Genomic DNA, 21,777 nt, shown 5'->3' with positions numbered 1-21,777 from the left:
GCCCGCCTACTCAATCTCGACCTGCGCGCCGGCCGCCTCGATCTTCTTCTTGATGGCTTCTGCTTCTTCCTTGGTGACTCCCTCCTTGACGGGCTTGGGAGCGCTTTCCACCAAGGCCTTTGCTTCGGCCAGACCGAGTCCCGAAACCGCGGCCCGCACTTCCTTGATGACCGCAATCTTGTTGCCGCCCACCGCCTTCAGGATGACGTTGAAGGCCGTCTTCTCTTCCGCTGGCTTCTGGCCTTCGCCTCCAGCCGCCGGAGCGGCGGCCGCTACCGCCACAGGTGCCGCAGCGCTGACACCCCACTTCTCCTCCAGCTGCTTGACCAATTGTGCTACTTCGAGAACCGTAAGGTTGCTCAGCTGCTCCACTACCGCATTCAAGTCTGCCATGATTTCCTTTCCGATCCCGTAGCGCCACGCGCCCGCGTCGACGATTCTCCTCGGAGGGCTCCGAGGCTAGCAGGATCCTTGTCCCTTCACTGCGGGCGATGCCGGATCGCCCCCTTCGGCCCATTCTCCGAAGCTCGGTATTGTATCTGCTGTCGTGCTCGCCGTTGCCAATCCCCCCGCCTCCCGCTCACGCCTCTGGCGGCTTGCCCCCCAACTGCGTTTCATGAGCGGCCACGGCTCGCGCCAACGCCCGGGAGGGTTCCGCCAGCACGCAGAGCAACCGGCTGGCCGGCGCCTGCAGGAGCCCGAGCAGCTTCGCCAGCAGCTCCTCTCGTCCCGGGAGGTCCGCCAGCGCGATCGCCTCGGAGGTGCCGAGAAGCGCCTGATCCAGCAGACCACCCGCCAGCTTCGGACGAGTGAATTCCGCCGTGAAATTCCGGAGGACTTTCGCGGCGGCAATCAGATCGCCGTGCGCGATCGCCGCGACCTGCCCCTTGAGCGTCCACTCCTCCGGCAGCTGCCGCCCTTTCCGGAGGATCCGTGTCAACGCCTGGTTCTTCGCCACACGGCAGCGCGCCCCGGCGGCAGCCAGCCGCTGCCGCAGCTCGCGGAACTCCTCCGCGCGAAGACCGGTATAGTCGACGAACAGGACATAGGCCGACCCTTCGAGCCAATCCTGGATCTCATTCGAGAGAAATTCTTTTTCCGGCCTCATGATCTCATCCCTTCTTCTCCTTGCGCTGCCAGGCACTCGGATCGAGCGGAATGCTCGGGCTCACCGTCGCCGACAGGGTCAGCGACTCGAGGTAGCGCCCCTTCGCCGTTGCCGGTTTCGCCTTTTGGACCGCATCCATCGCCTGCACGGCATTTTCTTGCAAAGCGACAACGGAGAACGATCGACGCCCGATGACGACATGCACATTGGCACTCTTATCCATTTTGAACTCGACCCGGCCCGCCTGACATTCGGCGACCGCGCCGGCCACATCGTCGGTGACCGTTCCGGTGCGAGGATTGGGCATCAGGCCCCGCGGACCGAGAACCCGACCAAGCTTGCGGACCTCCTGCATGGCATCCGGCGTCGCGACGGCGACATCAAAGTCGGTAAACCCCTCGGAGACCCTTTTGATCAGATCCTCAAAGCCGACAAAATCGGCTCCAGCCGCCTTGGCCGCCTCGGCCGCCGAACCCCGGGCGAAGACGGCGATGCGGACCTTCTTGCCTGAGCCGTGCGGGAGCCGAAGGCTGCCACGCACCATCTGATCGCCTTGCTTCGGATCGACCCCCAGATGCATCGACAGCTCCACCGACTCGTCGAAGCGGGCCTTGGGCATCTTCGCCAAGGCCTCAAGGGCTTGGCCGATCTCGTAAGACTTACCCGACTCGAGCTGCTTCGCCGCCTCGCGATAGCGCTTGCTTCGTCTCGAACTCACGTCTTTCTCCCTTCGTTTTCCGAGCGATCCATCGGACCCGTCACCTTTACGCTACCCTTCGATGTCAATTCCCATGCTGCGCGCCGTACCGGCAATGATGCGGAAAGCGGCTTCATCGGAGCTCGCATTCAAATCCTTCTTCTTCTGCCGAACGATCTCCATCACCTGCGCCTTCGCCACCTTCGCCACCTTGACGCGATTGGGCTCCTTCGATGCGGTGGCGATGTTGGCCGCCTTTTTCAGCAGGACCGCCGCCGGAGGGGATTTGGTGATGAAGGTGAACGACTTGTCCTTGTAGATCGTGATGACGACCGGAAGCAGCATCCCCGCCTCCTTCTGCGTCTTCGCGTTGAACTCCTTGCAAAACCCCATGATGTTGACACCGTGCTGTCCGAGTGCCGGACCTACCGGCGGAGCGGGATTCGCTTGCCCGGCCGGTATCTGGAGCCTGACGATCGCATGCACTTCCTTGGCCATTGTCTTCCTGCCTCCCTCACCCGTCTATCAGAATCAAGAGCAAGCTTCTGCCTAAGATCCTCTTATGTTGCTTTTTCCACTTGCCAGAACTCGAGCTCTACCGGCGTCGAGCGACCGAACATGTTGACGGAAATCCAGAGCTTGCCGCGCTCCAGGTCCACCTCTTCCACCACACCTTCCGAGTTCAAGAAGGGCCCGTCACCCACCTTCACCCGATCACCAACGGTAAAGGAGGTCTTGGGCGTGGGTCGCTCCTGGCCCTCTTCCATCTGGCGCAAGATGTCGCTCACCTGGTCGGAGGGCATCGGCAACGGGTTCTCCCCGCCAGCAAATCCGATCACCCCCGGCGTCTCGCGAATGAAGTACCAGCTCTTTTCGATCAGCTTGTCCCGGGCATCGCGGAGGCGCATCCGGACAAAGACGTAGCCGGGGTAGATCTTCCGGTCCATCTGGACGCGCTTACCCCGGCGAATCTCCGAAACCCGTTCCACCGGGATGACCACTTGCCCGATCAGATCTCCCATCTCCTCGGTCTGGATCCGCTTCTCGATGCTCTTCTTGACCCGCCCTTCGTGGGAAGAGAGCACATGAAGGACATACCACTGCCCCTGCTCCTCCGAGGGCTGCGCATGGTCCTCGCGGCCCTGCTCCTTGGTCAACCCGGTCCCGTGCGCTTCTTCCAGCGGTTTCATCCAGCGTCCTACAAGTGCAACCTGGTGACAAACCCGACCACCCTAACCAGCAAGAAATCTGCCAGCGTCACCACCGCGGCCAACAAGACCGAGGAAATCGCCACGACCACGGTCGAGTCGATCAACTCCCGGTATCGGCGCACCCCCTTTTCTTGGGGCTCCCATGGCCATGCACACTTTTTGAGCTCTCCGGAGACCTCGGCCAGAAAGGTCTCCACCCGTTTTCGCTGCCGCACCCACAACCAGCCGAGGGCAGCGGCGCCCGCAACCGCGAGCGCCAACGCAATCCACGTTGATAAAGAAATAGTAAGCATAGCCGCAGGGCAGGAGGGACTCGAACCCCCAACCGACGGTTTTGGAGACCGCTACTCTACCAATTGAGCTACTGCCCTGTTTTTCGGGTCTGATAGTAGATAAGCAGATTCGCGCCCGGATTCAACCCCTTCGCTAGGCGAGGATCTCCACTACCCTCCCGGCTCCTACGGTCTTCCCGCCTTCCCGGATGGCAAACCGCATCGCCTTCTCCATCGCGATGGGAGTGATCAACTCGACTTCTACCTCCACATTGTCTCCGGGCATCACCATCTCGACCCCTTCCTTCAACTTCACGTTGCCCGTGACATCGGTGGTCCGGAAATAGAATTGAGGCCGATATCCCGCAAAGAAGGGCGTATGGCGTCCACCTTCTTCCTTGGTCAGTACGTAGACCTGGGCCTTGAACCTCGTGTGAGGAGTGATGCTCCCGGGCTTGGCAACGACCTGGCCCCGCTCGACATCTTCCTTCTTGGTGCCCCGGAGCAGAACGCCGACATTGTCCCCAGCTTCGGCCGATTCCAGGATCTTGCGAAACATTTCGATATCGGTCACCACGGTCTTCACCGTAGGCCGGATCCCGACGATCTCGACCTCTTCCATCCGCTTGAGGATCCCCCGCTCGACGCGGCCGGTCACCACCGTTCCGCGACCCTCGATATTGAAGACATCCTCGACCGGCATGAGGAAGGGCAGGTCCTTCGGACGTTCCGGGATCGGAATATACTCATCCATCGCGGCGATCAGCGCCATGATGTTCTTCTCGTGCTCGGGATCGCCCTCCAAGGCCTTGAGCGCACTTCCCCGTACGATCGGGATCTTGTCGCCGGGAAACTCGTACTTGCTCAGCAGCTCGCGGACCTCTAGCTCGACCAGATCGATCAGCTCCTGGTCGTCGACCATGTCGACCTTGTTGAGAAAGACGACGATCGCAGGAACCCCGACCTGGCGAGCGAGAAGGATGTGCTCACGGGTCTGCGGCATCGGGCCGTCCGGAGCGCTGACCACGAGAATGGCCCCGTCCATCTGAGCCGCACCGGTGATCATGTTCTTGATGTAGTCGGCATGTCCCGGGCAGTCGACATGAGCGTAGTGTCGATGGTCCGACTGGTATTCGACGTGCGTGGTGCTGATCGTAATGCCGCGCTCGCGCTCTTCCGGAGCGTTGTCGATCTGATCGTAACCCTTCTTCTCCGCAAGACCCTTCTTGGCAAGGACAGAGGTAATCGCCGCAGTCAGCGTGGTTTTCCCATGATCCACATGCCCGATGGTGCCTACATTCACATGCGGCTTCGAACGTACGAAACTCTCTTTCGCCATGAATACTCCTCGCTCCCTTCTTCTTAATCCTTCCGATTCATCAAACTGCCTTCCTTGCGGCCGAGCCCATGACCGGGCTTGAACCGGTGACCTCGTCCTTACCAAGGACGTGCTCTGCCAACTGAGCTACATGGGCAATCGCCGCTTCCCCTTCTTTTGGGACAAGACCCCGTCCTTGAGAGAACGATAACCATTGCCAACCGGACCGTGAATGTCAAGCTTGCCATTGCCCCGAAAGATAAAGATTCTCAGCCGGGTTCCCCCTCCCCGCTCGCCTGCGAATCCCCCGGGGGGAGGCGGAGGACCCGCGCGTCGAAGCGCCCGGAGGCGAGGCGAACCCCTACCTCTCTGCCGATCAGATCGGGAGAGGCTACTCGCAGAATAGAGCCTTCTTCGTCGAAAGCAATCGCATATCCCCGCTGCAAGGTCGCCTCCGGGCTCAGAGCGGCCAGCCGCGCCGCCCATTGGCCGACCTGCTCCGAGCGGCGGCGGATCTGCTCCTCGCATCGGAGGGACTTCCAATGGCGCACCAGATATTCCCACCGCTCCCTCTTGATCGTGACCGCTCGCTGCAGCGAGCGCCCAAGCTCCTCTTCCTCCTCATCGAGCGTCTGCTGCCAACGCAGGATCAGACGACGGGGCTCATGGAAGAATGGGCTGCCGGCCAGTCGTGCGAGCCGTTCCCGAGCGAGCTCCAGCACACGCGCCACGGCCCGCTCCCCCCTGGTTCGGAGCTGCGCCACCTCCGCCCGCCAGTCGCTCCAATCGCGGGCGATCAGCTCCGCCGCGGCGGAGGGGGTGGGCGCTCTCAGATCAGCGGCCAAATCGGCAATGGTAAAATCGGTTTCATGACCGACCCCCGAGACGGTCGGCACGGGACACTCGGCGAGAGCACGGGCGACGACCTCCTCGTTGAAGGGCCAAAGATCCTCGAGGCTGCCCCCGCCGCGAGCGACGACCAAAACGTCGACCGCCGGCGGCCCGCTAAAGGCCCGGATCGCCGCGGCAATCGCGCGAGCCGCCAGGGCTCCCTGCACCGGAACGTCGCGCACGCAAATCTCGAGCCCCGGCGCTCTTCTCTCCAAGATGCGCAGGAAGTCTTGAATCACCGCACCCTTCAGGGAGGTAACCAGGCCGACCTTCTCGGGGAAGGCGGGGAGACTCTTCTTGCGGGCAGGGTCAAAGAGCCCCTCGGCGGCCAGCTTTCTCTTGAGCGCCTCCAGCCGCTCAAGCAGAGCCCCTTCCCCTCGCGCCTGAACCTCCGCGGCGATAATCTGGTATTGGCCTCGAGCCTCGAACACGGTCAGCCGCCCTCGGACGATGACGGCAGCGCCCTCCCGCAACCGAATCGACAAACGGGTCGCGTCGGAGCGGAAAAGGACGATCTGGATGACCGCCTGCTCGTCCTTGAGGGTGAAATAGACATGGCCTGAGCTCGGGCTCCGAAGGTTCGAGACCTCCCCCTCCACCCATACTTGGGGAAAGCCCGCCTCCAGAAGGGAGCGTACCCGCCGGTTGAGCTCGCTGACCGAAAGAGGCTTCTGGGCGCTCTCCCCGGCGGCTGCGCTCTCCGCCCTCGTCTGCCCCCAGAAGTCGAGCTCCTGCTCTTCTATGAGTGGATCCCCAGCCATAACTTTCGATCGATCACGCTCTGAATGACCTCCGGGTAGAGGCGGTGCTCGGCCTCCTGAATGCGCGCGTGCAAGCGTTCGGGCGTATCTCCGGACAGGATGGGAACCCGCGCCTGGCCGAGGATCGGCCCGCTGTCGACCTCGGGTTCCACCCAGTGGACCGTACATCCCGCCTCGGTGGCTCCCGCCTCCAGGGCCTGCCTCCAGGCCTCCTTCCCTTTGAAGGCTGGGAGAAGCGAAGGATGAATATTGAGGATTCTGCCCCGATACGCAGCCAGGAGCGGTCCCTTGAGAACCCGCATGAACCCGGCGAGAACCACCAGGTCGACCCGGAACCGCCGAAGACACTGGGCGAGCTCTTCTTCAATGTCCGGCTCGAGCCAGGTGCGGAAACTTCCCTTCCGCAAGACCGCCGTTGGGATCTTCCCTTCACGCGCCAGCTCCAGGATCGGGGCATCCTCACGATCGCTGATCACGACGGAAATCGATGCGGCAAGCCGTCCCGCGGCAATGGCGTCCCGGATCGCGGCAAAGTTGGTTCCGCGCCCCGAGCCGAGGACACCCAGCGTCACCTTGCGCTCGGAACTCATCCCTTTTGCCACGCCTCCCAGGCCGCACTGGTCGACCTTCCCTCGACCAGGGGGAAAAATTGAATCTCGACCTCCATGCTTTCCAAGGCTTGCCGCTCCTCGGCATCGAGTGTCTCCCGCCGGTAGTCGCCCCCTTTGACGTAGACCGACGGCCGAGCCGCCTGGAGAAACGGGGTCGCCCGCCTGCCCGAGAAGACCGTCACGAGATCGACTGGACGCAGACCGGCAAGGAGCTCCGCTCTTTCCGACGCCGGATGAATCGGCCGATGCTCCCCTTTCTGCGATCGCACCGATTGGTCGTCGTTGATCCCGACCCAGAGCAGGTCGCCGAGCGATCGAGCGAAGGCGAGGCAGCGGAGATGGCCAACGTGCAGCAGGTCGAAGCACCCATTGGTCACCACGATCCTTTTCCCCTCGAGCTCCGTTCGCCTGTGAGGAACCTCGGTCATCGGGACGAATCGAGACGTACCCATCCTCACCCCCCTGCTCCTCCGTTGCCGACCATTGCTTCCGGCCGGATCAGCGCATCAAACTCCTCCATGGACAGATACCCCTCCCCTAGGCAAACCTCCCGAATGGTCTTCCGCTCGTGATAAGCCCGCTGCGCGATCTTCGCCGCCCGGTCGTAACCCAGCCGCGGGGTGAGTGCGGTCACGAGCATCAGCGACCGCTCCACCTCGCTGCGGAGCACGTCTGAATTCGGCTGCAGCCCTTCGAGGCAAAAGACCCGGAAAGACCGGCAGGAATCGCCCAAAAGGCGAATCGCGCTCAGGACGTTGAACACGATCATCGGCTTGAACACGTTGAGCTCGAAATTCCCCTGCGAGCCCGCAAACCCGACCGCCGCATCTGCGCCCATGACCTGGATGCAGACCATGGCCAGCGCCTCCGATTGCGTCGGATTGACCTTTCCCGGCATGATGGACGATCCCGGCTCGTTTTCCGGCAGGTGGAGCTCGGAGAGGCCGCAGCGCGGACCCGAGCCCATCCAGCGGATGTCGTTGGCCAGCTTGAGAAGCGCAGCCGCCAGATTGCGCAGGGAAGAGCTGACGGCCAAAAGAGGCTCATGGGAAGCCAAGGCGGCAAACTTGTTGGGAGCGGAGAAGAAGGGCAATCCCGTCCACTCCGCCAGCTTGGCGCAGACTCCCTCCGCAAAGCCGGCGGGCGCGTTGAGCCCCGTCCCCACAGCCGTGCCGCCGATCGCCAACCCGTAAAGAGGAGGCATCCGGCCGCGGAGGTCGGCTAGCGCCAGCTCGAGCTGCCCCACGTACCCCCCGAACTCCTGCCCGAGCGTGAGCGGCACCGCATCCATCAGGTGGGTCCGGCCGATCTTTACGATCCCCGAGAACTCCCGACTCCGCCGCCGCAGGCAATCGACCATCCGCTCCAATTCCGGACAGAGTCGCTGGTGGAGCGCAAGACCGACCGCCAGATGCATGGCAGAAGGGAAAGCATCGTTGGAGGACTGCGACCGATTGACATCGTCGTTGGGGTGGATCGGAGCCTTCCCTCCCCGTCTCCCTGCGGCCAACTCATTGGCGCGGCCCGCGATCACCTCGTTGCAATTCATGTTCGATTGCGTGCCGCTCCCGGTCTGCCAGACCCGCAGGGGAAACTCGTCGTCAAACTTTCCCGCCAGCACCTCCTCTGCGGCCGCGACGATCCATCTGGCTCTCTCCCCGGAAAGGACTCCCAGACCCTGGTTGACCAGTGCCGCCGCCTTCTTCAGCATCGCAAGCGCCCGAATCACCTCGATCGGCATCCGCTCCGCCCCGATCGCAAAATGAACGAGCGAGCGCGCCGTCTGCGCCCCGTAATAGCGATCGGCCGGAACGGCGATCGATCCCAGGCTGTCCGTCTCCTGCCGCATCGGAGCTTCCGTCACTGCACGCTCACTGGTCGAGCTCACGCTTCAAGATCTCCTTTGCCTGGCTCGCCTCCGCCTCGATCTCCGATCGTGGCTCCGGATAGCGCAGCTTCAGCTCCTCCAACCGTTCGAGCAGGATGCTCGCCGCCGCCAGCTGCGTAACCCACTTGTGATCCGCGGGAAGGACGTACCAAGGAGCGTGCGCCACGCTCGTGGCCGCAAGCATCTCTTCGTAGGCCCTTTCATACTCGGGCCAGCGTTCTCGTTCCTGGACGTCCGCCAGGGAAAACTTCCACCGCTTCTCGGGTCGGTCGATTCGGTCAAGGAGACGCTTGGCCTGCTCTCTTCGGGAAAGATGGAGAAAAAATTTGACGAGGATCGTGCTCGAGCGAAAGAGATGCCGCTCAAAGGACAGGATGTCCTCGTACCGTTCGGACCAGAAGGCCGGGCTGGTCGCCCGCTTTCGCATGCCCTCGGTCGGCAAAAGGTCCGGATGGACCCGGACGACGAGCACCTCCTCATAGTAGGAACGATTGAAGATCCCGATCCTGCCCCTTTCTGGAAGCCGTCTCTGGCAGCGCCAAAGGTAGTCATGAGCCACCTCTTCGTCGGTCGGCTGGCGAAAGCTCGCTACCTCGACCCCTTGCGGATTGAGCCCCGAGAGAACATGCCGGATCAGACTGTCCTTGCCCGAAGAGTCCATGCCTTGGAGGACGACCAACAGAGCGAACGACCGAGCGGCAAAGAAGACCTCTTGCCGCTCTGCGAGCTTGCTGACATCCGATTCGAGCTTCTCCCTGGCCTCTTCCTTCGAACGGAATCCCGCCGTGTCGCTGGGATCCCTCCCACGCAATGGATTCGCCTCTTTCCCGGCGACTGCAAAATCCGAAGCACGCATCTTCGTCCGCGCCTGCTCTCTCTTCCCGGAATCGGAACAACCCATACGAATGGGTCGCGGCTCCGGGTCTTGCGATGGGGCGCCTACGCAAAATAGGCCTTGAGCACGTACTGCTGCAACATTCTCTGCGCGTTAAAGAAGGAAGCGTTGAGCGCAATTCCCTGCCGCATGACGCGCGCAAAGCCGTCCGCGTCCCCGTAGAAGAGCGGCACGATCACGCCTTCGAGCTTGGCGTAGAGATCGGCGGCATCCCGCCGGACATCGGAGCTTTCGTTGCGTTGATAATGGTCCGGCCCGACCGACCAGCCCGTAACCCCCTCGATGCATCCTTCAATCCACCAGCCGTCGAGGACCGAGAGGCTCGGCACTCCATTGACGGCTGCTTTCATTCCGCTCGTGCCGGAAGCCTCCATTGGGGGCTGCGGAGTGTTGAGCCAGAGATCGACTCCGGCAACGAGAAGGCGGGCGAGCGCCAGGTCGTACTCGGCGAGATAGACCATCCGGATATCCGGCAGAAGGAGGGGTTGGGCTTGGATGATCCTTTGGATCGTCCGCTTCCCTTCGTCGTCTTGCGGATGGGCCTTGCCGGCGAAGAGGAGCTGAATCGGCCCCTTCTCCCGAGCCATCCGCTTGAGCCGCTCGATGTCAGTCAGAATCAGCTCCGCTCTCTTATACGCGGTCGCCCGGCGAGCAAACCCGATGGTCAGGGCTTCCATGCTCATCCCGGCGTTGGTCTCCCGGTTCACATGCTCCAGAAGGGCGGCCTTGCTCGCCTCGTGCGCTCGCCGAATCTCCTCCAGGGAAATCGCAATGGCATACCGGATGCTGAAGGCATCGGCGCGCCAGCCGGGGATATGCCGATCGAAGAGCTCCTGCATGGGAGGGCTCGTCCAGTAGGGAACATGGATGCCGTTGGTGATCGAATCGATTCGTGCAGGGTAGAAGAGAGCCCTCGAGACCTCGGAGTGCCGCTTGGCAACCCCATTGATGTAATGGCTGAATTGAAAGGCGAGATGGGTGAGGTTCACCTCACCCGCGCAGCAGAATCGGCCCCGGTATTCGCTATCGGCGATCGCAGGCAGACGGATCGTCCTCCGCACCATTTCCAGTGGAAAGCGGTCGTGCCCCGCTGAGACCGGCGTGTGGGTCGTGAACGCGCATTTGCGCCGCACCGCTTCCACGTCTTCCGCCACAGGCTCCGTTCGTCCGGAGCGCCTCGCCTCCTCCTCCAAAAGTTCCAGGATGAGGAGGCTCGAGTGCCCCTCGTTCATGTGAAAGAGCTCGACCTGAGCAAACCCGAGCTTGCGCAGCATGCGGACCCCGCCGATGCCCAGGATCGCCTCCTGGCAGAGCCGGTAGCGGCTATCCCCCCCATAGAGATAATGCGAAAGGGTGCGATCCCATTCGGAGTTCTCGGGGAGATCGCTGTCGAGAAAGAGGATTGGAGTCCTTCCTTCGCCTGCGTCGCGAATCCAAAAGAGCCACGAGCGCAGCTGCACGGTCCTCCCCTCGAGAAGGACCGACACGCGCTCGCCGAGCTCGCATAAGACCCTATCCGGAGACCAGACGACCCCTTCTTCCCGCTGCCACCCTTGGGCGTCGAACCGTTGAAAGAAATAACCCCGCCGATAGAGCAGGGTGACGCCGACCATGGGAAGAAGCGAGCCGGCAGCCGCACGGAGCGTGTCGGCCGCCAAAACGCCCAGCCCTCCGCTGTAGCTGGGAATCTTCTCGTCCACCGCGATCTCCATCGAAAAGTAGGCGACCTTGGCAGAGAGCTTCCCTCGAAGTGGTGCGCCAGCCGGCACCGGCGGTCCATCCGGCTTGGGGGGTGGGATTGTCGTCATCGGACGGAATCCGCGGCCGCCAAGGGATCGGATTTCGACGGAGAGCGGGGTTCGGTCCGGTCGTTCTGGGAAAGACCAAAGTTGCGCTGGCTCACTGGGACCTTACGAGGTAGGATGGCTCCATTCGCCGACACCCCGGCGAGAAGGCGGCGCGTTTTGCTCCCCGATCGTCCTTTGCGGAGGCGGCCGAACGAACAGAAGATGTCCTCGATGAGACGGCTTCCCGGGAGCAATCATCGTGCGCGCTTCCCGCAAGCAGAAGCGCGGCGAGCCTATCGCGCCCTCTCCTCCTCTGTCAAGCCTGCGGGGCTCCTCCTGGTCCTCTTCCTCATCGGCTCCTGGCTCGCGCGGGCGCAGGCCCGATCGGTCCTGCTCGGGATCGACGTGCTCGAACGCACGCAGTTCGCCGCCTTGAAAGGGAAACGCGTCGGCCTCATCACCAATCAGGCGAGCGTCGACTCGGCCGGGAGACCGACCCGGCTCGTTCTCAAGCACGCCTCCGGCGTCCGGCTCGTCGCCCTCTTTGCTCCGGAGCATGGCATTTCCGGAGAGATCGGCGCGGGAAAGCACGTCTCCTTCCTTCATGACCGGCTGACCGGCCTTCCCGTCCATCCCCTCTATGGGGAGACACGCCACCCGACTCGATCCATGCTCGCGGGGCTCGACGCGCTCGTCTTCGAGCTCCAGGATATTGGCTGCCGCAGCTATACCTACATCAGCACGATGGTGGAGGCCATGGACGCGGCGGGCGAGCTCGGCATCCCCTTCTTCGTCCTCGATCGGCCCAATCCGCTGGGAGGCCGCAGGATCGAAGGGCCGCTCGTCCAACCGGCCTGGCAGTCCTTCGTCGGACGCATCCCGGTCCCCTATGTCCATGGAATGACCGCGGGCGAGATCGCTCGGATGGCCAACCGGAGAGGCTGGGTCCGCCATCCCTGCGCCCTTCAGGTCGTCGCGATGGAAGGCTGGCGGCGGGACATGGTTTGGGAAGATACCGATCTGCCTTGGATTCGCACTTCGCCCAACATCCCTTGGGCGACCTCCCCGCTCTACTACGTGGTGACCGGTTTCCTGGGAGATCTCGGTGCCGACGCGGGAATCGGCTGGTCCCCCTACCCCTTCCAATATGTGTCCGGCCGCGGCTTGGACGCCTTTGCGCTGGCTCAGGAGATCGATCGGCTCGGCTTCGCCGGCGTTCAGGCCGTCCCCGAGGGTGGACACGGTGGGGTGGTGCGCTTGGAGATCAACCCGCGGACGAGCGCCAATCTCACCGCTCTGGCGATCTATCTGGCCTCCCGGCTGAACCAAGCCTCCCATCCGCCGCTCTTGCGCAAAGCGTCGGCAAATGGCAAGGAGATGCTCTGCAAGCTCTATGGAAGCTCCTCGATCCTGACGGAGCTGAATCGGCATCAGAGCGTGAGGCAAATCGCCGCGCAGTGGCGTGGTTCCGAGCGGGCCTTTGCCCTGGCGCGCCAGCCCGATCTCCTCTATCCGGACCTCCCACCGGCCGAGCGCGGGCCGCACTATCCGCGCGCAACACCGGTATCGGCGGGCGACGAATAGGAGATCAGGGGAGGGACCGCGGCTGCTGCGGTCCGGCGCCTATTCCAGGAGCGTGCGAAACTTCCCCTTTCCCAGGCGAAAGCAGTCCTCTCCTTCCCGCTCGACCTCTTTCCGGTAGTGGGCCATCCAGTCCTCGAGGAGCGGAAGGAGCTTTTGCTCTGCGGACGCGGCATGCGCTTCGATCCGATTTTTTAAAACGCGCAGATCCTGGAGCTTCCCCAGGAGCTTGCCGAGCCGGACCAACTTCGCTTCCAGGCGGGCGAGGCTTCGCCGGGAGGAGGTGCAAAAAATTTCGGTCTGGTAGCCGAGCCGCTTCACACGCTTCCTCCATTGATGAAAGGCATCCGGGCTGCCTTCCCGGAGCGCTTCCCGCATCCGTTGCCGACTCTTCCCGTACTCGCTGCGCAGGAGCTTTTCGAGCTTCTGCTCTTGCGGCGGATGCTCGTCGATCAGCTTCAGAAGCCGCCGCCGCCTGGCCTCGATCCCCGCTCTTGCCCGCGCGATCGCCCTCGGGTCCACATTCCCACCGACGGCCTCGGGAAAATGCGCCAGCGCGGCCCGTAGCCGTTCCCGACGAATCTCCTTCCCCTCCTTTGCCACCAGCCAGCGCAGGATCTGGCGACAGATCGCCGCATCCCGAGCCGGGCTGAGGCCGGCCGCGATCCGCTGGATGCGCCTCTCCTCGCGTTCGAGAAGCTTTTCCGGCAAGGTTCCTCGAAGGAGCCGGAGATAGGCGCGAAGCTTCTTGGCGAGCACGCGAATCTGGTGAACCTCCTCGACCAAGGAGGCGCTGTCCGCGACGCGGGTCCGGCTCCGCACCGCCGCTTCCCACCTTCGCCCGGAGGCCTCCTTCTCCGCCCCCCTCCCTCTCCTCGGTCTGCCGGTCGGCTTTCTCATGGCGCCGTGGAACCGCATTGACAGGCATCCACTCCGCCCCTAATCTTTTCCGACAATGCCCAGGGAACAAGTCATTTTGGAGTGCACGGAAGCCAAAGCGGAAAAGAAGCCTGCGTCGCGCTACTTCGGAACCAGGAACAAGAAGCTCCAACCGAGCCGCGTGGAGCTTCGGAAGTTCAACCCGTTCCTGCGCCGGTACACTCTCCATCGGGAGATCAAGTAGGCCTTCGTCCCGACCGCTCGCTCCGGCCGCGTTCGGTTCTCCCCTTACAAGTCCCGCTTCCCGAGCAAGAGCTGGCGTGCCAGCTCCCAGTCGTCCGGCCGAGTCATCTTCCCGTTGAAACCGCTGTAGGCAACCAGGCGGACCGGATGGCCGATCGCTTCTACCGCGGCGGCATCATCGGTGGCGATCTTTCCGCCTTCCCGCAACTTTCGATAGGCCTCCCGCAGCAGCTCTCGCCGAAAAATCTGGGGCGTCTGCACATTCCAGACCCTCCGCCGGTCGAGCGTCGCCACCACCTTCCCTTGCTCGTCCGCCTCCTTCACGGTGTCCGAGCTCGGATTTCCGCAGGCCGCCGCACCTTCCCGCTGAGCCACCTGAAAGATCGCTTCCATCAACTCTCCGGTCGCAAAGGGACGTGCCGCATCATGAACGAGCGCAAATTCTGATCTCGGAGCGAGCACCTCGAGGCCCGCCGCGACCGAGTCCTGCCGCTCCGCCCCCCCTTCCACAATCCGGACAGGCACGGGAAGCGCGCATCCAGAGAGGAGTCGAGAAGCGTCTTCGAGGCGCTCGCGAGCGACGACGACCACGATCTCTCGGATGCGTGGGAATGCCGAGACCCTTTCCAGGCAGAGCTCGAGCGCGCTTCGCGTGGTCAAGGGACGGAAAATCTTGTCAAAGCCCATCCTCCGGCTCTGCCCTGCCGCGACGAGTATCGCTCCGACGATTCGCACCTCCCCCCCGCTTGACTCTCGCTCGCGCATGCTCAGGGATGCTTCTGCGGAGCGGGCGCTCGCGGAACTACCCTCTCGGCACTGACCGGCCGCGCGACCGGGGCTGGCAACGGCTTGCCCTCCTGTTCCTGATGGGCCGCCACATCCGAATAGAAGAGAACCCCCTTTCTCCGAAGGTTGTAGATGAAGTCCCGCAGATCGGTCGCGAGCGCAGGATCGTTCAACAGGCGGGAGATCGGGCCTCGGCCATATTGCGCCTCTTCCAGAATGTGGTCGGTTCGCAGGATGACGCTATGGAGATCCTTGATCGTCGCGCGGATCTCCGCCGCCACATCCGCCGTGAGAACCTCCTCGTTGACCCGTCCGATCAGGATTCCGATCTCGTCCGCCACCTTGCCCGCCGATTCGGCCACCGGCCGAAACTCACCGGCCAGATCGACAATCGTCGTCTGACGACTCCCGCGAACATGATCGCCCCCTTTGAGGAAGGGCGCCGAGGTTCCCCGGGGCGTAATCTCGATCGTCTTGTCGCCGAGCATGCCGACATCGACGATCTGAAAGAGGGCATCCTTTCGGATCTTGGTGTCTGCGTACATCTTGAGAGGCACCTCGACCGCTTTCCCCTCGCGAATCGGATAGGGGCTATTGGCCACCCGGCCGACAGGCGCTCCCGCAAATTGAACCGGTGCCCCCTTCACGAGCCCGTAGGCGTTGGGAAATTCGACGGTGATCTCATAGGCCGACCGAAATTTTTCCCCATACCGTCCGAGCAGGACGACGAGGACGCCGATCACGGCCAGCCCCGTGAGAAGAAAGACGCCGACCTGGAACTCCGCATGTTTGGTCGCCATAGTTTAACAAGTCCCGACGGCGGGCTCCTCGACCAGCCCATGGACAAACGCCCTTACCACCGGCTCCTTCGAGGAGAGGAACTCTTCCGGGGAGCATATCTTGTAGATCCGCCCCGCATGGAGAAAGGCGACCTGATGCGCGATCTGCTCGACACTCCGCATGTCGTGCGTGACGACGACCGTCGTCGCGCCAAATTCCTCGTTCAGGCACCGGATCAAGTCCGTGATCTCCGTGGAGCCGATCGGATCGAGCCCGGCGGTGGGCTCATCGTAAAGAACGAGCTTCGGCCGGCAGATGATCGCTCGCGCCAGCGCTACCCGTTTCCGCATCCCGCCGCTAAGCTCCGCCGGCATCTTCTTTTCGTGCCCCTGGAGGAAGAGTCGCTCAAGAATGCGCGAGACCCGCTGGCGGATTTCATTTTCTGGAAGCCTCCTCTCCCGCAAGACGAAGGCCACGTTCTCCTCGACGGTCATGAAATCAAAAAGCGCTCCGTTCTGAAAGACCATTCCCATCTCGCTCCGCAGCGGCGCCAGATCGCGCTCCGAGAGCGGGACCAAGTTGGTCTCTCCATACCAGATTTCCCCGGAATCGGGCTTGATCAGGCCCAGGATCAATCGCAAGAGGACGCTCTTCCCCGCTCCGCTCCGCCCCACAATGCAGAGGCGCTCGTGCGGCTCGACTTCCAGCGATACTCCTTCCAATACCCGCTGGTTCCCGAGCGCTTTGGTCAGTTCAACGAGGCGGAGCACCATTACGAAGACAAGATGAGGTTCATGAGAAAACTAAAAAAGAAGTTCGAAATCAATACAGTGATCGCCGAGAAGACCATGGCTTCCGTCGCGGCGATGCCCACCCCTTCGGCGTTCATCTGGCAACGAAGGCCGCGATGGCAGCTGATCAAGACGATGATGATGGCAAAAAAGAGAGCTTTGATCTCTCCCATCCAGATATCCTTTGCCCCCGTAAACTTGATCGTGTTTTCCCAGTAGAACGTCGGATCGACGCCCAGCAGGAAGACCGAGACGCCATAGCCCAGGAGAATGCCGGTTCCGCTCGTCAATGCGACCAGAAAGGGCATCGAAACCAGCATTCCAAGGAACCGGGGCACGACCAGATATTGGGTCGGGTAGACCGCAAGCGCCCGGAGCGCGTCGATCTGCTCGGTGACCCGCATCGTCGAGAGCTCCGCGGCCATTGCGGACCCGACCCGTCCCGAAAGCATGAGCGCGCAGAGCACCGGTCCGAGCTCCCGCAGCATGGCAATCGAAACGACCGGCCCCGTGGCCGAGGAGAGTCCGAACTTGCCGAAGCGGAATTGAGTCTGCGCGGCGAAGACCGCACCGGTAAAGGCCCCGGTGATCAGGACGATCCCTTGGGAACGGATTCCGATGCGAACGATCTGCTCCAAAAAGAGCTCCCAACGGAGGCGATAGCGGAAAATACTATAGACGACGTCCGCGAACAAATAGTAGATGGCACCGGCGGTTTCGAACATCCCCACCCACCCTTTTGCGAAATGCCGAAGAAGATTCATGCGGATCTGATCTCGGGAAGCACAGGGAAGATCCCCGCAGACCCCAGGGTCGACCGCCCACATCAAAACCAATGGCTCCGGCAACAAGCAAACCTTTTCCGCGCAGCGGAACGCCCCCCGGCGCCTTTCCTCGCCGACCGATCCATTCCTCGCAATCCGGCTCCCGTCATGCGACTCCCTTTCCCCGTCGGATTGGATAGAATGCTCCTCCCATGCAGATTCAGGAAAACGTCCCCCTGGCTCCGCTGACCACGCTCGGAGTCGGGGGAAATGCCCGATACCTTGTTGAGGTGCGGTCAGAGCCGGAGGCGCGCGAAGCGCTCTCCCTGGCCTCCGAACGAAACCTCCCTCTTTTCATCCTGGGAGGAGGCAGCAACGTCGTGATCGGAGATCGGGGCTTCGCGGGCCTCGTCCTCAAGATGTCGATCCGCGGCCTCGAAGAGGAGTGGGAGAAGGGAGATCGCCTTTTTTGGGTCGGGGCCGGAGAACCCTGGGATCCCTTCGTCGCGCGGACCGTTGCCGAGGGCTTCGCTGGCTTGGTCCTCCTGAGCGGAATCCCAGGAACGGTCGGCGGCACACCGATCCAGAACGTAGGGGCTTATGGAGCCGAGGTCGCGACCTCGATCCGGGCGGTCCGCGCGATCGATCGGCGGGATGGCTGCATCGTCGAGATTCCCGCCGCAGCCTGCTCGTTCGGCTATCGAAGGAGCATCTTCAATACGGAGAAGAACGGACGCTATCTTCTCCTGGCCGTCTGCTACTCGCTTTCCAAAGAGGAAAATCCGGAGCTTGGCTATCCCGACCTGCGCTCCTTCTTTTCCCGAAGAGGAGGTCCGCCATCCCTGCCCGAGATTCGGGAGGAGGTTCTCCGGATTCGCCGAGCGAAGGCGATGGTCGTCCTGGCGGACGAGGAAGACTCGCGAAGCGCCGGCTCCTTCTTCAAGAATCCCGTTCTCGAGCCCGCGGCATGGGTCGAGCTGCAGAGGCGCGCGGAAAAGCTGGGACTCGTTCCTCCATCCTACCCGGCGGATGATGGGCAGCGGAAGGTCCCGGCCGCCTGGCTTCTCGAAAATTCCGGGTTTCCGAAGGGGCTGCATCGAGGTTCTGTGGGAATCTCCCGGCGGCATGCGCTTGCGATCGTCAATCGCGGTGGGGCGACCGCCGGGGAAATCGTCGCCTTCATGGAAGAGATCAAGCGCACCGTCGAGGCGACCTTTGCGATCCGACTCCAGCCGGAACCGGTGTTCGTCGGATTCGACACTCCATGACCGCTTCATCTTTCAAGCCGGAGATCCGGAGATGGTGATCTCTCTTGTCATAACATACCGAAAAGGGTAGTGGTCGGTGCCATGCACCCTCTTCCGCACCGGTACGACGTGGTCGCCCGCGGAGGGCCGACCGGTCTTCTCTCGATCGAGGCCGCGAACCTCCCAACCCTGGAAGCAACGGCTCCGCCTCAATTCGGTGGCCCGGGAAATGTCTGGTCCCCCGAGGCTCTCCTGGTGGCCGCGGTGGCGAGCTGCTTCATCCTCACCTTCGATACCATTGCCGAGCTCTCCCGCCTGCCTTGGATTGAGATCGCCTGCCCCACCGAAGGCATCCTCGAGCTCGCAGACGGGAAACGTCGCTTCACGCGCTTCTTCTTGCGTCCTACCCTCCAGCTGCCCAAGGGGGCCGACGCAAAAAAGGCCGAGCATCTCCTCCATAAGGCAGAGGAGCATTGCCTGATCACGGCATCGCTTTCCAGCAGCGTCAGCCTTTCGGCTTCCCTTGAGTTTGCGGACGGATCGGCTTCCTGAGCGCGTTGCGCTCAATGGCAACCGCAGCCGCCATGCCCGCAACCGCAGGAGCTGGGGGGCGGAGAGGAGGCCCCCTTCCGAGACGTCTGAACTCCGACTCCACCCGAGATGATGCGGCGTAGCGGCTCTCCACTTTCCGGATGATGCGTCAGTGCCGGCGCCCCCATGGGCTGCCGGATTTCGTAGACCTTGGGCTCTTCCCCATTGCGGGTGGGAACCGTCTCGTACAGATAGGTAATCATAGGAAATCGACTTGGATACCCTCAAGCTTGCCCGAAAACCGGCGGCTCCGCAAGGTCGACGAAGCCGGTCCTTCCCCGCTTGCGGGAATGGCACGCAAGCTGCTTGCTCGAAAGAAGCATGGAGGATCAGCCCACGACGCACGGTCCGGTCCTTTCCACCCGACTGTTTCAAAAGGTGGAGGCCGTCATTCCCCGGTTTTGCCTCGGCGACCTCCGCGATGCGCTCGCCGATCGGGGGATCGAAGGAGCCCTGGTGAGTCGCGTGAAACGGTTCGAAAAGGCGCCGGAGGAGGTAGAACGCTACCTCGGCAAGGATTATCTCCCGGACTTCTTGCCTCAAACGAAGATCGAGCTGATCCTTCCGGTCGATCTGGTCCCTGCGGCGGTAAAGACGATTCTCCGGAAAGCCCGCGTCCGAGACCCGCAGGATCGGATTCTTCTCAGCCCCGTTCTTCGCGTCATCTCGATCGACCCTCCCCGCGAAAAGTCGGCCAGGGCAGCCGAGCTCTCGGATGGACCGCTGAAACTGCGGGCGGAGGCCGCGCAATCGCTACGATAGCGGAGGAAGCAGCCTGTCCCAAAGCGGCTCATCCGCCTCGGCTCCGAGCTCGTAAGCCGCCGCTTCGAGCGTCGTCACCACGATGCGGTCTTGTCGCATCTCGTCCAGGGCGACTTGGTGATCGCAAGCATTGCGCGAGCCGACGGCATCGGCCAGCAGATAAACCGCATGCCCTCGCTCCCGGAGATCGTAGATTGCTTGTCGGACCGCCGCATGCGTTTCCATTCCCGCGACGAGGAGAAATTGCGGCAGCTCTTTCGGCAACGCGGAGCCCGCCGAAAGGACATTTCGCGCAGAGCGCGAGCCACCCTCCCCGAGCTTTTGAAGAATGGGCGAGGAGATAGGGCCGAATCTCTGCGGAGCCAGCTCCGTCAGGTGAACCGGAATCGAGAAGAGCTTTCCGATTTCGAGAAGGCGATCGATCCTGGCAAGGATCCTCTCCGCACCGGCGACGGCGGCGCACAGCCGCTCTTGAACATCCACCAGAACAATTGCCGTCTTCTGACCATTGATTCGCCAGCTCATGACTCCTCCTTCCGACCCGCTGGGTCGCGTTTCCCATTCTCGCCCTCACCCGTCCGCCTTTGATCTCCCGCCGCTTCTTCTGCGTCCTCCAAGCCTCTTTCTCCCCCGCCGGTCGACTCGCCGCGCACCAGATCCTCGTAGCGTTCCCGCCGTCGAATGAGCCGGTGGTTGGCTCCTTCGACCAGGACCTCGGCCGGCCTCGGGCGAGAGTTGTATTGCGAAGCCATGGAGAATCCATACGCCCCGGCGCTGAAGATCGCCAGCAGATCCCCCGCCCCTACCGAAGGCATCCGCCGCGAGCTAGCGAAGCAGTCGCCCGACTCGCAGACGGGTCCGACGACATCCGCCTCGATCAGCTCCCCCTCGCGACGAGCTAGTGGCACGATCTGGTGAAAGGATCCATAGAGCGCCGGGCGGATGAGGTCGTTCATCCCCGCGTCGACGATCACGAACTTCTTCTTCGGCCGATCCTTCCGATAGAGGACCTTCGTGAGAAGAATCCCCGCATTTCCGACGAGCAGCCTCCCTGGCTCCACGACGATGCGGAGCCCGAGCGGACCCAGCAAGGGAAGCAGCCGCTCCGCATAGCGGGCGGGCGTAGCCCACCCGCCCTTGCTCTCCCACCAGCCGGGATCGCCGCTCTGCAGGGCCTCCTCATAAGCGATTCCCAATCCTCCCCCGATGTCGAAGAACTCCGCACCGAACCGGTCACGCGCAATCCTCACCAAGGGAATCACCCGGCGGACCGCCTCTTCGAAGGGCTCGACGTCCCGGATCTGCGAGCCGATATGGATTTGCATTCCTCGTAGCCAGAGGTGGGAAAAGCGGGGAAGCGCCTGATAGAGATCCTCGATCTCCTCAGCCGGGATGCCGAATTTGCTCTCCGCTACCCCTGTCTTCACCTTGGCATGAGTCTGCGCGCCCACATCGGGATTGATCCGGAGTGCGATCGGAGCCCGCTTGCCCAAGCGAGCAGCCACGCCATCGATGGTCCCCAGCTCTTCCCGGCTCTCCGCGACGAAGCTGTAAATGCCCGCTTCCAAGGCTTCCTCGATTTCCCGGGTCGTCTTGGCCACACCGGCAAACGTAGACCGGGCGGGATCCCCACCGGCCCGAAGCACTCGATAAAGCTCGCCCCCGCTCACCAGATCGAAGCCACAGCCACGGGACGCAAGCAGGCGAAGGAGAGCCAGATTGGAATTGGCTTTGACGGCATAGCAGACCAGCGGGTCGAGGGGCCGCAGCGCCGAAGAGAGCCGCTCGTAGTGATCGAGGATGGTGCCGGCCGAATAGACATAGAGCGGGGTGCCATAGGTTTCGGCCAGGACAGCAGCCGATACCTCCTCGACGTAAAGGGCGTCCCCCTGATAGCGGAAGCGGTGCATTAGC

The 21,777-nt window shown here is 62.7% G+C and carries 26 protein-coding genes and 2 tRNA genes; 5 read left to right on the top strand and 23 right to left on the bottom strand.

Translation table 11 applies throughout. The annotated features are described in order from the left end of the window. Positions 1 to 6: 6 nt before the first annotated feature. The 15 genes from rplL to glgP form a co-directional block, all read right to left on the bottom strand. Positions 7 to 393: a 50S ribosomal protein L7/L12 gene (rplL, locus tag MacB4_RS10515; RefSeq protein WP_206863769.1), complete on the bottom strand. Its 387-nt coding sequence runs from the start codon at positions 391 to 393 to the stop codon at positions 7 to 9. 187 nt (positions 394 to 580) lie between these two features. Then, complete coding sequence (gene rplJ / locus MacB4_RS10510; protein WP_206863768.1) at positions 581 to 1,108, bottom strand: 50S ribosomal protein L10; 528 nt, start codon at positions 1,106 to 1,108, stop codon at positions 581 to 583. Positions 1,109 to 1,112: 4 nt separating this feature from the next. Continuing rightward, positions 1,113 to 1,826, bottom strand: a complete 714-nt coding sequence (gene rplA, locus MacB4_RS10505) for a 50S ribosomal protein L1 (RefSeq protein WP_206863767.1) — start codon at positions 1,824 to 1,826, stop codon at positions 1,113 to 1,115. Positions 1,827 to 1,877: 51 nt separating this feature from the next. Continuing rightward, positions 1,878 to 2,303 (bottom strand): 50S ribosomal protein L11, encoded by a 426-nt coding sequence (rplK, locus tag MacB4_RS10500; RefSeq protein ID WP_206863766.1) that lies wholly within the window; start codon positions 2,301 to 2,303, stop codon positions 1,878 to 1,880. 62 nt (positions 2,304 to 2,365) lie between these two features. Continuing rightward, positions 2,366 to 2,995 (bottom strand): transcription termination/antitermination protein NusG, encoded by a 630-nt coding sequence (gene nusG, locus MacB4_RS10495; RefSeq protein ID WP_206863765.1) that lies wholly within the window; start codon positions 2,993 to 2,995, stop codon positions 2,366 to 2,368. Positions 2,996 to 3,003: 8 nt separating this feature from the next. Further along, the gene (locus MacB4_RS10490) at positions 3,004 to 3,276 is read right to left on the bottom strand and encodes a preprotein translocase subunit SecE (RefSeq protein ID WP_242529241.1); all 273 of its coding nucleotides are present in this window, start codon (positions 3,274 to 3,276) and stop codon (positions 3,004 to 3,006) included. A 38-nt stretch (positions 3,277 to 3,314) separates the two neighbouring features. Continuing rightward, positions 3,315 to 3,387: transfer RNA gene (locus tag MacB4_RS10485), tRNA-Trp, on the bottom strand. 55 nt (positions 3,388 to 3,442) lie between these two features. After that, positions 3,443 to 4,627: an elongation factor Tu gene (tuf, locus tag MacB4_RS10480; protein ID WP_206863763.1), complete on the bottom strand. Its 1,185-nt coding sequence runs from the start codon at positions 4,625 to 4,627 to the stop codon at positions 3,443 to 3,445. Between the two features lie 63 nt (positions 4,628 to 4,690). After that, positions 4,691 to 4,763 (bottom strand) — tRNA-Thr (locus MacB4_RS10475). A 112-nt stretch (positions 4,764 to 4,875) separates the two neighbouring features. Then, on the bottom strand, positions 4,876 to 6,258 hold the full coding sequence (gene xseA, locus MacB4_RS10470; RefSeq protein ID WP_206863762.1) for an exodeoxyribonuclease VII large subunit: 1,383 nt from the start codon (positions 6,256 to 6,258) through the stop codon (positions 4,876 to 4,878). Next, positions 6,237 to 6,848 carry a phosphoribosylglycinamide formyltransferase gene (gene purN, locus MacB4_RS10465; RefSeq protein ID WP_206863761.1) on the bottom strand — a complete coding sequence of 204 codons (612 nt, stop codon included), beginning with the start codon at positions 6,846 to 6,848 and terminating at the stop codon, positions 6,237 to 6,239. The genes xseA and purN overlap by 22 nt, the downstream gene beginning before the upstream one ends. Then, positions 6,845 to 7,321, bottom strand: coding sequence for an adenylyltransferase/cytidyltransferase family protein (locus MacB4_RS10460; protein ID WP_206863760.1), 477 nt, complete (start codon positions 7,319 to 7,321; stop codon positions 6,845 to 6,847). The genes purN and MacB4_RS10460 overlap by 4 nt, the downstream gene beginning before the upstream one ends. Before the next feature lie 2 nt (positions 7,322 to 7,323). Beyond that, positions 7,324 to 8,718, bottom strand: coding sequence for a class II fumarate hydratase (gene fumC, locus MacB4_RS10455; protein WP_206865036.1), 1,395 nt, complete (start codon positions 8,716 to 8,718; stop codon positions 7,324 to 7,326). A gap of 22 nt (positions 8,719 to 8,740) precedes the next feature. After that, complete coding sequence (locus MacB4_RS10450) at positions 8,741 to 9,613, bottom strand: PPK2 family polyphosphate kinase (protein WP_206863759.1); 873 nt, start codon at positions 9,611 to 9,613, stop codon at positions 8,741 to 8,743. A gap of 83 nt (positions 9,614 to 9,696) precedes the next feature. Then, positions 9,697 to 11,460, bottom strand: coding sequence for an alpha-glucan family phosphorylase (gene glgP, locus MacB4_RS10445; protein ID WP_206863758.1), 1,764 nt, complete (start codon positions 11,458 to 11,460; stop codon positions 9,697 to 9,699). Positions 11,461 to 11,670: 210 nt separating this feature from the next. Between glgP and MacB4_RS10440 the strand changes: the two genes are divergently transcribed. Further along, positions 11,671 to 13,023: an exo-beta-N-acetylmuramidase NamZ domain-containing protein gene (locus MacB4_RS10440; protein WP_206863757.1), complete on the top strand. Its 1,353-nt coding sequence runs from the start codon at positions 11,671 to 11,673 to the stop codon at positions 13,021 to 13,023. A 39-nt stretch (positions 13,024 to 13,062) separates the two neighbouring features. On the opposite strand, the gene MacB4_RS10435 is transcribed toward MacB4_RS10440, so the two are convergent. Beyond that, positions 13,063 to 13,920, bottom strand: coding sequence for a CHAD domain-containing protein (locus MacB4_RS10435; RefSeq protein ID WP_206863756.1), 858 nt, complete (start codon positions 13,918 to 13,920; stop codon positions 13,063 to 13,065). A gap of 55 nt (positions 13,921 to 13,975) precedes the next feature. Between MacB4_RS10435 and rpmG the strand changes: the two genes are divergently transcribed. Continuing rightward, entirely contained in the window at positions 13,976 to 14,143 is a 168-nt protein-coding gene (rpmG, locus tag MacB4_RS10430; protein WP_206863755.1) for a 50S ribosomal protein L33, read from the top strand. 44 nt (positions 14,144 to 14,187) lie between these two features. Here rpmG and ispD read toward each other — a convergent pair whose 3' ends face one another. The 4 genes from ispD to MacB4_RS10410 are packed head-to-tail and all read right to left on the bottom strand — an operon-like array spanning position 14,188 to position 17,263. Then, positions 14,188 to 14,907, bottom strand: coding sequence for a 2-C-methyl-D-erythritol 4-phosphate cytidylyltransferase (ispD, locus tag MacB4_RS10425; protein WP_242529240.1), 720 nt, complete (start codon positions 14,905 to 14,907; stop codon positions 14,188 to 14,190). A 2-nt stretch (positions 14,908 to 14,909) separates the two neighbouring features. Further along, a complete protein-coding gene (locus MacB4_RS10420; protein WP_206863754.1) occupies positions 14,910 to 15,728 on the bottom strand; it encodes an MlaD family protein in 819 nt (272 codons plus the stop codon). A 3-nt stretch (positions 15,729 to 15,731) separates the two neighbouring features. Beyond that, entirely contained in the window at positions 15,732 to 16,430 is a 699-nt protein-coding gene (locus MacB4_RS10415) for an ABC transporter ATP-binding protein (protein ID WP_370569369.1), read from the bottom strand. A 50-nt stretch (positions 16,431 to 16,480) separates the two neighbouring features. Next, entirely contained in the window at positions 16,481 to 17,263 is a 783-nt protein-coding gene (locus MacB4_RS10410; RefSeq protein ID WP_206863752.1) for an ABC transporter permease, read from the bottom strand. Between the two features lie 212 nt (positions 17,264 to 17,475). Between MacB4_RS10410 and MacB4_RS10405 the strand changes: the two genes are divergently transcribed. Then, complete coding sequence (locus tag MacB4_RS10405) at positions 17,476 to 18,531, top strand: UDP-N-acetylmuramate dehydrogenase (RefSeq protein WP_206863751.1); 1,056 nt, start codon at positions 17,476 to 17,478, stop codon at positions 18,529 to 18,531. Positions 18,532 to 18,612: 81 nt separating this feature from the next. Then, complete coding sequence (locus MacB4_RS10400; RefSeq protein ID WP_206863750.1) at positions 18,613 to 19,062, top strand: OsmC family protein; 450 nt, start codon at positions 18,613 to 18,615, stop codon at positions 19,060 to 19,062. Positions 19,063 to 19,073: 11 nt separating this feature from the next. Here MacB4_RS10400 and MacB4_RS10395 read toward each other — a convergent pair whose 3' ends face one another. After that, positions 19,074 to 19,304, bottom strand: coding sequence for a zinc ribbon domain-containing protein (locus tag MacB4_RS10395; protein WP_206863749.1), 231 nt, complete (start codon positions 19,302 to 19,304; stop codon positions 19,074 to 19,076). A gap of 118 nt (positions 19,305 to 19,422) precedes the next feature. On the opposite strand from MacB4_RS10395, the gene MacB4_RS10390 reads away from it, so the two are divergent. Continuing rightward, positions 19,423 to 19,863 carry a P-II family nitrogen regulator gene (locus MacB4_RS10390; RefSeq protein ID WP_206863748.1) on the top strand — a complete coding sequence of 147 codons (441 nt, stop codon included), beginning with the start codon at positions 19,423 to 19,425 and terminating at the stop codon, positions 19,861 to 19,863. Here the strand turns inward: MacB4_RS10390 and MacB4_RS10385 are convergent. Next, entirely contained in the window at positions 19,855 to 20,388 is a 534-nt protein-coding gene (locus MacB4_RS10385; protein WP_206863747.1) for an isochorismatase family protein, read from the bottom strand. The two genes, MacB4_RS10390 and MacB4_RS10385, sit on opposite strands and share 9 nt — an antisense overlap. Next, positions 20,385 to 21,773 carry a diaminopimelate decarboxylase gene (gene lysA, locus MacB4_RS10380; protein WP_206863746.1) on the bottom strand — a complete coding sequence of 463 codons (1,389 nt, stop codon included), beginning with the start codon at positions 21,771 to 21,773 and terminating at the stop codon, positions 20,385 to 20,387. Before lysA ends, MacB4_RS10385 begins: the two co-directional genes overlap by 4 nt. Between the last annotated feature and the right edge of the window lie 4 nt (positions 21,774 to 21,777).

It is taken from the genome of Methylacidimicrobium sp. B4, assembly GCF_017310545.1.
In the GTDB taxonomy this organism is placed as follows: Bacteria; Verrucomicrobiota; Verrucomicrobiia; order Methylacidiphilales; family Methylacidiphilaceae; genus Methylacidimicrobium.
This window is presented reverse-complemented; position numbering and strand designations above follow the sequence as displayed.